This is a genomic window from Pseudomonas sp. FA117, assembly GCF_057370475.1.
Genome location: NZ_CM170675.1, coordinates 2,135,828 through 2,148,673 on the forward strand (window position 1 = coordinate 2,135,828; position 12,846 = coordinate 2,148,673).

General features: G+C 67.6%; 7 protein-coding genes. 1 reads left to right on the top strand and 6 read right to left on the bottom strand.

Features of this window, described 5'->3' with window-relative positions; translation table 11 throughout:
• Window positions 1–31 precede the first annotated feature (31 nt).
• Window positions 32–2,242, top strand: a complete 2,211-nt coding sequence (gene glgB, locus AC1TXO_RS09975) for a 1,4-alpha-glucan branching protein GlgB (protein ID WP_486406147.1) — start codon at window positions 32–34, stop codon at window positions 2,240–2,242.
• Window positions 2,243–2,254: 12 nt separating this feature from the next.
• On the opposite strand, the gene AC1TXO_RS09980 is transcribed toward glgB, so the two are convergent.
• The 6 genes from AC1TXO_RS09980 to treZ all read right to left on the bottom strand — a co-directional run bounded on the left by AC1TXO_RS09980 (window position 2,255) and on the right by treZ (window position 12,843).
• A complete protein-coding gene (locus AC1TXO_RS09980) occupies window positions 2,255–3,331 on the bottom strand; it encodes an autotransporter domain-containing protein (RefSeq protein WP_486406148.1) in 1,077 nt (358 codons plus the stop codon).
• 339 nt (window positions 3,332–3,670) lie between these two features.
• On the bottom strand, window positions 3,671–5,824 hold the full coding sequence (gene glgX, locus AC1TXO_RS09985) for a glycogen debranching protein GlgX (RefSeq protein WP_486406149.1): 2,154 nt from the start codon (window positions 5,822–5,824) through the stop codon (window positions 3,671–3,673).
• A gap of 157 nt (window positions 5,825–5,981) precedes the next feature.
• Complete coding sequence (locus AC1TXO_RS09990) at window positions 5,982–6,245, bottom strand: DUF2934 domain-containing protein (protein WP_486406150.1); 264 nt, start codon at window positions 6,243–6,245, stop codon at window positions 5,982–5,984.
• Between the two features lie 18 nt (window positions 6,246–6,263).
• Window positions 6,264–9,038: a malto-oligosyltrehalose synthase gene (locus tag AC1TXO_RS09995; RefSeq protein WP_486406151.1), complete on the bottom strand. Its 2,775-nt coding sequence runs from the start codon at window positions 9,036–9,038 to the stop codon at window positions 6,264–6,266.
• Complete coding sequence (gene malQ / locus AC1TXO_RS10000; RefSeq protein WP_486406152.1) at window positions 9,035–11,104, bottom strand: 4-alpha-glucanotransferase; 2,070 nt, start codon at window positions 11,102–11,104, stop codon at window positions 9,035–9,037. Before malQ ends, AC1TXO_RS09995 begins: the two co-directional genes overlap by 4 nt.
• Entirely contained in the window at window positions 11,101–12,843 is a 1,743-nt protein-coding gene (gene treZ, locus AC1TXO_RS10005; protein ID WP_486406153.1) for a malto-oligosyltrehalose trehalohydrolase, read from the bottom strand. The genes malQ and treZ overlap by 4 nt, the downstream gene beginning before the upstream one ends.
• Between the last annotated feature and the right edge of the window lie 3 nt (window positions 12,844–12,846).

Here is a 12,846-nt window from a genome sequence, read left to right on the forward strand (position 1 = left end):
CTTTGACAAATATATGGAAAGGGGCAGTGAGATGAATGTAACCACGCGCAGTAACGGCGGCCTCCGCCAGCGTGACCTTGACGCCCTGGCCAGTGCCGAGCACGCCGACCCGTTCGCGGTGCTCGGCCCGCACGCCGACGGCGCTGGCGGCGAGGTCATCCGTGCCTTCCTGCCCGGAGCCCTGAACGTGCGGGTGCTGGCGCGACAGGACGGGCGCCTGCTGGCCGAGATGGAGCAGGGCAGCCTGCCGGGCCTGTTCACCGCTCATCTGGGCGAGCGGCAGCCGTACCGCCTGCAGATCGGCTGGGCCGGTGGTGAACAGGTCACCGAGGATCCCTACAGCTTCGGTCCGCAGTTGGGCGAGATGGACCTGTACCTGTTCGCCGAAGGCAATCACCGCGACCTGTCCGGGCGCTTCGGTGCACAGCCGATCCAGGTCGACGGCATCGACGGAGTGTGCTTCTCGGTCTGGGCGCCCAACGCTCGCCGGGTGTCGGTGGTCGGCGACTTCAACAACTGGGACGGGCGTCGCCACCCCATGCGCCTGCGCCATAACGCCGGGGTGTGGGAGCTGTTCATTCCGCGCCTGGCGGTCGGTGAGACCTACAAGTTCGAGGTGCTCGCCCAGGACGGTGTGCTGCCGCTCAAGGCCGACCCCCTGGCCCGCGCCACCGAGTTGCCGCCGAGCACCGCTTCGAAGGTGGCGGGTGCCCTGAGCCACGACTGGCGCGACCAGCCGTGGATGGAGCAGCGGGCCCAGCGCCATGCCTACAGCGCGCCGCTGTCGATCTACGAGCTGCACGCCGGCTCCTGGCGCTGCGAGCTGGACGAGGCCGGTGAGGTGGCGCGCTACTACAACTGGCGCGAGCTGGCCGAACGCCTGGTGCCCTATGTGCAGGAACTGGGCTTCACCCACATCGAACTGCTGCCGATCATGGAGCACCCGTTCGGCGGTTCCTGGGGCTACCAGCCGCTGTCGCTGTTCGCACCGACTTCGCGCTATGGCAGCGCCGAAGATTTCGCCGCCTTCATCGATGCCTGCCACCAGGGGGGCATCGGCGTGATCCTCGACTGGGTGCCGGCGCACTTTCCCACCGACGAACACGGCCTGGCGCGCTTCGATGGCACTGCCCTGTACGAGTACGACAACCCGCTCGAAGGCTTCCACCAGGACTGGAACACGCTGATCTACAACCTCGGGCGCAATGAAGTGCGCGGGTTCATGCTGGCCTCGGCGCTGCACTGGCTCAAGCACTTCCATATCGACGGCCTGCGCGTCGATGCCGTGGCCTCGATGCTGTACCGCGACTATTCGCGCAAGGCCGGCGAGTGGGTGCCCAACCGCCATGGCGGGCGCGAGAACCTCGAGGCCATCGACTTCATTCGCCAGCTCAACGACATCGCCCTGCACGAAGCGCCCGGCGCCCTGATCATCGCCGAGGAATCCACCGCCTGGCCCGGGGTCAGCCAACCCACCCAGCAAGGCGGCTTGGGCTTTGCCTACAAGTGGAACATGGGCTGGATGCACGACACCCTGCATTACATCCAGAACGACCCGGTGCACCGCGCCCACCACCACAACGAGATGAGCTTCGGGCTGATCTACGCCTATTCCGAGCACTTCATCCTGCCCATCTCCCATGACGAGGTGGTGCATGGCAAGCACTCGCTGATCGACAAGATGCCCGGCGATCGCTGGCAGAAGTTCGCCAACCTGCGCGCCTACCTGGCCTTCATGTGGATGCACCCGGGCAAGAAGCTGCTGTTCATGGGCTGCGAGTTCGGCCAGTGGCGTGAATGGAACCACGACCAGCAGCTGGACTGGTACCTGCTGCAGTATTCCGAGCACCAGGGCGTGCAGAAGCTGGTGGGCGATCTCAACCGGCTGTACCGCGAGCTGCCGGCACTGCACCAGCAGGACTGCCAGCCCCAGGGCTTCCAATGGCTGATCGGCGACGATGCCGCCAACAGCGTGTATGCCTGGCTGCGCTGGAGCAGCGCCGGCGAACCCCTGCTGGTGGTGGCCAACTTCACCCCGGTGCCGCGCGAGGGCTACCGCATCGGCGTGCCGTTCGGCGAACGTTGGGTCGAACTGCTCAACAGCGATGCCGAGCTGTATGCCGGGAGCAACGTCGGCAACCTTGGGGCGGTCGCCGGGGAAGCGGTGGCCAGCCATGGGCAGCCGATGTCGCTGGCCTTGAACCTGCCGCCGTTGGGAGTTCTGGTCATGAAACCCGCCTGATGTCGCGGCGCATCACCAGCGCATCCGTACCCCAAGGCTGCCGATCAGTCCGTTCAGGTCGTTGTCGTCCACATCGCTGCTGTAGTCGGCGCTGACGAACAGCGCGACGGTGGGCGTTACCCGCGCCACCAGCCCCAGGCCCAGCTCCACGGTTGCGGCGCTGCGTGAGCTGGAGATCTTGTCGACCTGATCGAGCCGTACTGCATCGCTGTTGCTGAAGTCGTACCAGACGTTGGTGCGTACATAGGGCTCGATCGGCATGCCGCGCACTTCGTAGCGCCCCGACAATCTTGCACCGACCCGGCCGCTCCAGCTGGGCTGGCTGTCGAATGCCTGCAAGGTGTCGGCCTGGGCCTGGTTGCCGGGGAAGAACTGCTGGTTGATCAACTGCGCCTGCGGTTCGATCACCCAGTTCTTGCCCAGGCCGATGGGGAAGCCGCCCTCGACCGAGAAGGTCATCGCGTGGCCGCTGTCATCCAGACGCTGGCCACTCTGGCTGCGGCCGTTGACCTCGATGCGCGTGCCCATGGCCACCGCGTCCACGTGCCAGCCCTGGTCGTGAGTCATGCTCCAGTAAACGCCCAGGCTCTCGCCGCTGAGGTTGACCGCGTTGCGCTGCTTGTCGCCGAGCAGCGGGCGCATGCCGTTGAAGCTGCTCTGCAGGTTGTTGTGGCCGACGAACACCCCGGCGCGGTGGACGTTGCCGTCTGCGGTCTCGCGTACGAACAGGTCCGGGCCGATCAGCAATTGCTGGCTGGGTGCCTCCAGGCGCGCCGGTGCTTCGCCGATCGGTCGGCCAGCGCCGGGGAAGAACTGCGCCCACGGGCTGGCGGCCATGTCCGCCGACAGCTGCCCGTGGCGCGCATTCATCTGCTGCGAGAAGGCTTGCAGGGTACCCATGCCCAGGCCGCTGGCGCTGATCGGGTCCAGCGACAGCTGCGGCATCATCGGCTGCTGCAGCAGCTGGGCGAAGGGCTCTTCGTCGTTGATCCCGAAGGCGAAGCTTTCCACCGGGGTTGCCAGCAGCAGCGAGGTGGAAACCGCGCAGAACAGCCGGTCGAGGCGCCGGGGGTTCGATGCTCGTTTCATGGCGGATCTCCTGTTGTGTGGGTAACAGCCAAGGACCTGGCCTGTTGTCACGAGCTGTACGACACGAAACAGGGGGCGACACAAACCAGCACGCGAAGCTTGCCGGCACGCACAAGGGCGCGGGCCAGAGAGCTCGGCGCGAAGTTTTCGCAGTGGGCGATATGTTCAGCTAAGGAGAGGTCGGCAGTTGCGTCAAGAAAAGGTGAGCGCGGTGTGAAAGCGTCATTGGTGGCGCTAATTCATTGAATTTTCGGAGCATGTGTCCGGCCATAGCCAGTCTGGTTCTTTCGCCGGGCGCCGCTATGCCGAAACATTGCTAGCGGCGCCCTCGCCAGGCAATCAGTCTTCTTCGCGCTGCAACACCATCAGCAGCAGTGACCTGCCGGCCACGTCGAAGGTGCTGTCGAACGCAAGGTGCTGGGCCTTGCGCAGTTCCGGCCGGTCGGTGTCGACCAGGCAGCTCCAGTGCTCGCCTTCCGGGACGCTCGGCAGCTTGAACGGCACCACGTCATGGTGCGCGTTGACGATCAGCAACACGGTCGCCTCCGCCCCTGGCCGGGCAATGCCGCTGACCTGCGCGCGGCCGTCGATCAGCATGCCCAGGCAACGCCCGTGTGGGTCTTCCCACTGCTCGACGCTCATTTCGTTGCCGTCAGGGGCTAGCCAGGTGACGTCCTTGACCCCGATCGCTTCGTTGTAGTCGCCGACCAGGAAGCTGGAGCGGCGCAGCACCGGGTATTGCAGCCTGAGTCGGGTCAGGCGCTTGACGAACTTCAGCAGTGCCTGGCCTTCATAGTCCAGGTCCCAGTTGACCCAGCCGATCTCGCTGTCCTGGCAGTAGGCATTGTTGTTGCCATGCTGGGTGCGGCTGAACTCGTCACCGGCGACGATCATCGGCGTACCCTGCGACAGCAGCAGGGTGGCGAAGAAATTGCGCATCTGGCGCAGGCGCAGGGCCTTGATTTCAGGGTCGTCGGTCGGGCCTTCGGCGCCGCAGTTCCACGACAGGTTGTTGCTGGTGCCGTCCTGGTTGTTCTCGTCGTTGTCCTCATTGTGCTTGTCGTTGTACGACACCAGGTCGCGCAGGGTGAAGCCGTCGTGCGCAGTGATGAAGTTGACCGAGGCGTAGGGACGTCGACCACGGTTGTTGAACATGTCGCCGGAGGCGGTCAGGCGCGCGGCGAAGTCGGCCAGTTGCCCCTCGTCGCCTTTCCAGAACGCCCGCGCGGTATCGCGGAAGCGGTCGTTCCATTCCGCCCAGCCGGGGGCGAAGTTGCCCACCTGGTAGCCGCCGGGGCCGCAGTCCCAGGGCTCGGCGATCAGCTTGACGCTGCGCAGCAGCGGATCCTGGCGGCAGGCGACGAGGAAGCTGTGGCGCTCGCTGTAGCCGTCGTGATAGCGCCCCAGGATGGTGGCCAGGTCGAAACGGAAGCCATCGACGTGCATCTCGCCGGCCCAGTAGCGCAGCGAGTCGGTGACCAGTTGCAGGACGCAGGGGTGGCTCAGGTCGAGGGTGTTGCCGGTGCCGGAATCGTTGATGTAGTAACGCTTGTCGTCGGGCATCAGGCGGTAGTACGAGGCGTTGTCGATGCCCCGCATCGACAGGGTCGGGCCGCGCTCGTTGCCTTCGGCGGTGTGGTTGTAGACCACGTCGAGGATCACTTCCAGGCCCTTCTCGTGAACGTGCGCGACCATCTCCTTGAACTCGGCGATCTTGCCGCTGGCCAGGTACTTGGGGTGCGGGGCGAAGAAGGCCAGGGTGTTGTAGCCCCAGTAATTGTTCAGGCCCTTGTCGAGCAGGTGCTGGTCGTTGACGAACGCATGGATCGGCAGCAGCTCGATGCTCGATACGCCCAGGTCCTTGATGTGCCCCAGCAGCTCGTCGTTGGCAAGGCCGGCGAATGTCCCGCGCAGGTGCTCGGGCACCGCCGGGTGGCGCATGCTGATGCCGCGGGCGTGGGCTTCGTAGATCACGGTCTGCTCCCAGGGGATCTGCACGCGCTGGTCGCGGCCCCAGGTGAAGGCCGGATCGACCACCTTGCATTTGGGTACGAAGGGCGCGCTGTCGCGCTCATCGAACGACAGGTCGTCGTCGGGGTGGCCGAGGGTGTAGCCGAACAGCGCTTCGGACCATTTCAGCTCGCCCACCAGCTGCTTGGCGTAGGGGTCGATCAGCAGCTTGTTGGCATTGAAGCGGTGACCGTTCTGCGGTTCGTACGGTCCGTGCACGCGGTAGCCATAGACCAGCCCCGGGTGCGCATCGGGCAGGTAGCCGTGGTAGATCTCGTCGGTGTATTCGGGCAGCTCGATGCGCTCGAGTTCCTGCTCGCCGCTGGCGTCGAAGATGCACAGTTCGACCTTGGTGGCGTTGGCGGAAAACAGCGCGAAGTTGACGCCGAGGCCGTCCCAGGTGGCGCCGAGCGGGAAGGGCAGGCCCTCGCGAATCCGGGTTGGCGCGACGGAACGGGTTTTCTTCGGGGTGCGTGGGGTCATGGCAGTTCTCGTCTGGCCAGGTGGATTGGGTTCAGCAGTGCGCTGTCGGAGCGGGCTTGCCTGGCGATCACGGGCCAGGCCCGTGCCATGCGCCGAGGTGCCTTCGCCGCGGGGCAAGCCCGCTCCTACAGGTCATGGGTTGCGCGGCAGGTGGTGATCAGCCGGCGGCAGGCTTGCGCGGCGCCCGGGGCTTTTTCTCGGCCACCGGCTTGCCGGCCGGCAGTGCCGCAGCCTTGGGCTCGGCGGGCGCCTTCGGTTTGGCCACAGCCTTCTTGCGCGGGGCGGCCTTGGGCGCCAGGGCCTCGGCTTCGGCAAGCTTGCGGGCCATCTCCCAGTGGCGCTCTTCCTCGCCTACCGGTTTACCTTCGGACTCCCAGATCTGGTACGCGAATTCGCGGATACGCTTTTCATCGACACTCATTTCGACGCTCCTGAAGTTTCATGCAGGTTCAAGCAACAGGTTGAGCGGAAATTCCGACAGCACATCGCTCAGCATCAGCTCCCTAGAAGGGCTGACAGCGTTGTGTGGGAAAAGTCCCGAGCAAGTGGCAGGCGACAAGGCAAACGGCAGGACCAGCCGGGTATCGTCCCAGTTCTGCGCCGGGATCAGGGGTATGGAGGAGGCGCCCAGCAGGGTGCTGGCCAGGCGCGGCACCACGACGATGGCGCGCTCACCCTCGCCCAGACGGGCGAATGCCAGCACCTTGTCGGCATGGCGGCCCTGGACGTTGAGCGGCAGGTAGGCGCCGCGCAGGAACAGCTGCGGGTGTGCCTGGCGCAGGTCCAGCACCCGGGCGATCAGGGCCTGCTTGATGCGTCCGTCGCGCCAGTGTTCGAGCAGCTCGGCGGCGCCCAGGCTGTCGTCGAGGCTGGCCCGGCGGGCGGGGTAGTCGACCGGGCGGCGATTGTCCGGATCGACCAGGCTCAGGTCCCAGTATTCGTTGCCCTGGTACAGGTCGGGTACGCCCGGAGTGGTCATGCGCAGCAGGCACTGGACCAGGCCGTTGAGCGCGCCAGGGCAGGCGATACGCTCGGCGGCATCGGCCAGCGAGTGGCGCAGTTGCTGGTTCTGCGGGTCGAGCAGCACGCCGTCCAGGTAGCGCGCACAGGCCTGTTCGTAGCCTTCGTTCGGCGCGGCCCAGCTGCTGCGCAGCTTGGCTTCGCGCAGCGCCTTGCGCTGCCACTGGGCAACGCGTTCGGCAAAGGCTTTCAGGCCGTGGCTGTCGTCGCGCTGCAGCTCCAGCGGCCAGCTGGCGAGCAGGGTCTGGAACAGCAGCAGTTCATCGCCAGGGCTGGGTGCCGGGCCGTCTTCGAGCCCGTCGAGCAGCGGCTGGGCCAGTTCGCGCCAGTGTTCGACACGGCTGGCCAGCCACGGCCCGTGTTCGCTGAGCACCGCCAGGCGTGCGCGGCAGTCTTCGCCGCGCTTGTGGTCGTGGGTGGCGGTGGCCAGCAGGTTGTCGGGGAAGTCGCGCAGGCGGCGCTGGGCTTCGTTGTGGAACTCGGCGGGCGAGGCGCTGAAGCGCTCGGCCTCGAACCCCACATCGTTGCGCGAGAGCAGGCGCGCACTGCGGTAGAAGGCGGTATCCTCGACGGCCTTGGCAGCGCTGGGTGCGGTCAGCTGCTGGAAGCGCACGCAGGCATGGCGCAGGCGCTTGCGCGCGCGGCCCACGGGCAGCTCGCGCAGGGCCTGGCCACCGAGCCAGCGCTCGAAGTGCTCGAGCAGCGGCCAGTCGGCCTCGCCAAGGGACTGCCGGGCGCCTTCCAGCGCCTGCTGGAAGAACGCCTCGTCCTGCTGCGGGCGGCCACAGGCATTGATGTAGGTGCGGTACACCGGGTAATGCGCGACCAGCGCCTGCAGCGCACGACGGATGGCGCCGAGGGTCAGGTCGCGGGTCATCAGGTCGTCGCGGGCGACCTGCAGCAGCGCCTGGGCCACCGATTCGCAATCGCCGGCCAGGCTGGCGTTGAGTACCAGATGCCGCGCGCTGCGCACTTCCTCGTCGAAGTCGGGCCGCTCGCTGACGCTGTGCCAGAGCTCGGTCAACGGCGCCTCGCCAGCCGGATCGTGCTGCAGCAGCGAAACCTGGTTCATGAATTCGTAGCCGGTGGTGCCATCGGTCAGCCAGTCCTGGTGCAGGTGCTCGCCGCTGCCGAGGATCTTTTCCACGTAGATCGGGAAGTGCTCCAGTGCTGCCTCCAACGGGCGCTGCGCCAACAGGTGATCGACCCGGCGGCGCAGGTTGCGGCAGTAGCGGCGCGGGTCGGCCAGGCCGTCGATGTGGTCGATGCGCAGGCCGTCGACCAGGCCGCGGCCGATCAGCTCGAACAGCTTGGCGTGGGTCGCCTCGAATACCGTGGCGCGCTCCACGCGCAGGCCGCCCAGTTCGTTGATGTCGAAGAAGCGTCGCCAGTTGATGTCATCGGCGGCGGTGCGCCAGCTGGCCAGGCGGTAGGTCTGGCGTTCGAGCAGCAGGTGCAGGCGCTTGAAGCCAGCCTCGCTGCGGCTGTCGAAGGCCGCCAGCGCCTGTTCCAGACGCGCGCCGCCACGTACCAGGCGCGCCAGTTCGGCCTGCAGCACCAGGCTCTCGGCCAGCGGGTCGGCCGCCTCGCCCAGTGCACTGAAGCGCGTGCCCAGCGCTTGCAGCGAAGGCTCGTCGCTCTGCCCGAGCACCCGTGCGTAATCCAGCGGGCAGATCGGGAAGCGGTGCTCGTAGTGCTCGATCTGCAGCAGCCCCTGGTCGGCATCGAAGGTCAGCGGGATCTCGCCGTCGCGCAGGGCGATGCCGTAGTCGTTGCCCAGGAACGGCAGCAGCAGCTGGCCGGCCAGCAGCGGGTCGCTGGAGTGCCACTGGATGTCGAAGAATTCGGCATAGGGGCTGCGTCGCCCCCAGGCCAGCAGGTTCTGCCACCAGGGGTTGTCGGCGCCGCCGACGGCCATGTGGTTGGACACGGTGTCGAGGATCAGCCCCATGCCATGCTGGCGCAGGGCGGCCACCAGCCGTTCGAGGGCGGCTTCACCGCCCAGTTCGGGGTTGATTCGGGTCGGGTCTACCACATCGTAGCCGTGCCGCGAGCCGGCACGCGCCTTGAGGATCGGCGAGGCATACAGGTGGCTGATGCCCAGACGGGCGAAGTAGGGCACCAGCGGCACGGCATCGTCGAGGGTGAAGTCGCTGTGCAACTGCAGGCGCTGGGTGGCGGTGACGGGCTTCATCGGTCGCGCTCCCAGGCTTGCTCGCGGGCTTGCGCCAGCAGCTCCAGGCGGCGCGCGGCGTCTTCGTCGTCGAGCAGGTCGCGCACCGGCAGGGCGAAGCGCCGTCGCCAGTTGGGGTGGCCGTCGGTGGTGCCGGGCAGATTGGGTTGCTCGTCGCGGCCGAGCAGGTCTTCCAGCGGCACCAGCACCAGCGGAGCGCGGGTGTGGCCGACATAGCGGATGGCGGCATCGATCAAGGCGTCGTTGTCCTTCAAGGGTCCGTAGTTGGCTTCCAGGCTGCGGCGCAGGCCATGGATTTCCTGTTCGCGTTCATGGCGCCAGTGCAGTTCGGTGGCCGCGTCGATCAGTTGCAGACGGTGGTTCCAGTCGATGTCGCGGGCACGCAGCCAGCCGGCCAGGGGCGCCAGGTCGTGGGTGCCGGTGGTGGCCAGAGCGCTGTCGGGCCAGTCGAGAATCGGCTTGAAACGTCCGGGCGAGGTCTGCTCGAACGGCAGCACGCGCATGCCCAGCACGGCTTTTTCGGCCAACTGCTCGCGCAGCCCGGCCGGCACGGTGCCGAGGTCTTCGCCGAGGATCACCGCACGATGACGTGCCGACTCCAGGGCCAAGAGGCGCAGCAAGTCTTCGATGGGGTAGTTCAGGTAAGCGCCTTCGCTCGGGCGGGATCCGCGCGGGATCAGCCACAGGCGGCGCAAGCCCATGATATGGTCGATGCGCAGGCCGCCGGCATGGGCCAGGTTGGCCCGCAGCATTTCGATGAAGGCGCGGTAGCCGTTGCGCTTGAGGCCCTCGGGCGAGAAGGCGCAGATGCCCCAGTCCTGGCCCGAGCGGTTGAGGATGTCGGGCGGCGCGCCAACCTTGAGGTCGGCCAGCAGTTCGTCCTGGCGGCTCCAGGCCTGGCTGCCGGCACCGTCGGCGCCCACCGCCAGGTCAGCGATCAGGCCGATGCCCATGCCATTGCTGCGCGCCGCATCCTGGGCGCGTTGCAGGCTGCGCTCGGTGAGCCATTGGCAGAACGCGTGGAATTCGACGCGCGCCGGGTACGCCGCCGCCATGGCCTGCACTTCCACGGCGTCCGGGCTGCGCCAGGCATCTGGCCATTTGCGCCAGTCGGCGCCCAGACCTTGCTCGACGGCCTCGGCCTGCAGCACCTCGAAGCGGCAATGATGCTCCAGGGCTTCTCCGGCGCTATCGCGAAAGCTGTCGAAGTCCTGGCGCAGCGGATGCTCGCGCTGGCTGAAGTCCTCGTACAGCGCCCTGAGCAGCTTGTGCCGCACGTCGGCGGCGCGCGGCCAGTCGACCAGCGACTGCTGCTCGAGGTCTTCCAGGCTCTGGGTCAGGCCCGCCGCCTCCGCCGCCATGCGCACTTCGCGCTCACCCAGCAGCACGGACGGGCTGGCATAGAGGGTGTTGAGCAACAGGCGGCTGGACGGCGAGTAGGGGCTGAAATGCTGCTGGTCGTACATCGACAGCGCGTGGATAGGGCTGATCGCCAGGGCATCGGCACCCCGCTCGGCGGCGTTGCGCGCCAGTTGCTCCAGGGCCAGGCAGTCGCCGTAGCCGCCGTCGCCCGGGCGGCGCAGGCTGTACAGCTGCACCGCCAGGCCCCAGCTGCGCGCAGGCGCCGGGTCGGCGATGTCGGCAAGGCTGTAGCAGCGTGGCGGAGCGACGGCGACGGTGAACGCGCGATCATCGATGTGCAGGCGGTGGTAGCCGACCGGCAGTTCGCCGGGCAGGTGAGCGTCGGCGTCTAGGGTCAGGCGCTGCAGGCTGCCGTCTTCCAGGGTGCAGGCCACCGTGCTGCCTGGGGCGAACCAGGGCAACAGCTGCAGCGGCTGGCCGAGGTCGGCAGTCAGCAGCGGTGGCAGGTGCTGGCCCTCTTCGCCCTCTTCGAGGGCGGCAAGGCTGCGGGCGACGGCCGCGTCATCCTCGGCCGCATGGCCAAGCCCTTGCAGGACCCGGCGCAGGGCATCATCGGTCACCTGCTGGGGCCGGTCATTGGCGTCCGTCCAGTCGCGGGCCAGGCCGACGCGGGCGGCCAGGCGGTGCAGGGGCAGTTCGCTCATGGCGTCTCCAGGCTAGAGGGAAGCAGGCTGACCACACAGCTGAACGCTGCCAGGGTCGAGTCCGGGTGGGCGTTGTCGCTGCTGTCGAACAGGCGCGTTTCGGCGCCCGGCAGAGTTATGGGCTGCGCAACGGCGCCAAGGTTCAGATCGATTCGCAGCTCGCGGCCATCGCCCATTCGCCAGCGCGCACTGAGCGCCTTGTCGCCCAGCACCTGCGCGCCGAGTGCGCGGCTGCCGGGCAGGCGCGGGACGATCTCGCGGTGGCGGATGTCGAGTAGCTGGTGGTACAGGCCGTGCCAGCCGGCGAGCACTTCCTTGCAGGCAGGTCGCGAGGCCTCGAAGGTGTCCGGGGCGTTGGGGTCGGGAATGAGCGCGCGCTGTTGCGGGTCGGCGAAGGCGGCGAAGTGGGCGAACTCGCCGCGCCGGCCCTCGCGCACCGCATCGGCCAGTTCGTCATGGAAGTCGGTGAAGAACAGGAATGGCCGGCAGCTGCCTTCTTCGTCGCCCATGAACAGCAGCGGGATCATCGGTGCCAGCAGCAACAGCCCGGTGGCCGCGCGCAGCGCCTGCGGCGGGCACAGGCGGCTGAGGCGCTCGCCCAGGGCGCGGTTGCCGATCTGGTCGTGGTTCTGCAGGAACAGCACGAAGGCGCTGGGTGGCAGGTGCGCGCTGGGTTCGCCGCGCGGCTCGCCATGACGGTTCGGTTCGCCCTGGAACACGAAGCCTTCGCCCAGGCAGCGGGCCAGCTTGGCGATGGGGCGATCCTTGTAGTCCTGGTAATAGCCTTCGGTCTCGCCGGTCAGCAGCACGTGCAGGGCGTTGTGGCCATCGTCGTTCCACTGGGCGTCGAAGCCCTGCTCGAGCAGCGTCGCCTGGTTGTGTTCGTTCTCCAGCACCAGCCACACCTGGCGGCCAGGTTCCACGGCGGCGCGCACGCGGCGGGCCAGCTCGACGAGAAAGTCCGGCTGGTCGATGGCGTGCACGGCGTCCAGGCGCAGGCCGTCGAAACGGTAGTCGCACAGCCACATCAGGGCGTTCTGGATGAAGAACTCGCGCACCTCGGCGCGGCGGAAATCGATGGCCGCGCCCCAGGGCGTCTGGCGGTCCTCGCGGAAAAAGCGGCTGGCGTAGCGGGGCAGGTAGTTGCCGTCCGGGCCGAAGTGGTTGTAGACCACGTCGAGCATCACCATGAGCCGGTGGCCATGGGCCTGGTCGATCAGTTCGCGCAGTTGCTCCGGGCTGCCGTAGCTGTTGTGCGGGGCGAAGGGCAGGGCGCCGTCGTAGCCCCAGTTGCGCTCGCCGGGGAACTGGTTGAGCGGCATCAGCTCGATGGCGGTGATGCCCAGCTCGGCCAGGCGTGGCAGCTCGCGGGCGACACCTGGGTAGCCGCCGAGCAGGCCTGTGTGCACCTCCTGGATCACGGCTTCGTGCCAGGGGCGGCCCTGCCATGGGTGCTGCCAGGTATGGCTGCGGGTATCGACGATCTGGCTGGGGCCCTGCACGCCGTCAGGCTGGTAGCGCGACGCCGGGTCGGCCACCTGCAGATGGTCGTCGATCCTGAAATGGTAGCGATCGCCCGCCTGGCAGGGGGCGATGCCGATGAACCAGCCGTCTCCTTCGGGCAGCAGCTCGACGGACGGCTGCCGCTCGATTTCCACGCTCACGTTGCGCGCATCCGGCGCCCAGAGGGCGAAGCGCGCCGACGTGGCGTCCAGTAACTGTGCGCCATGCCTGTGCATCTT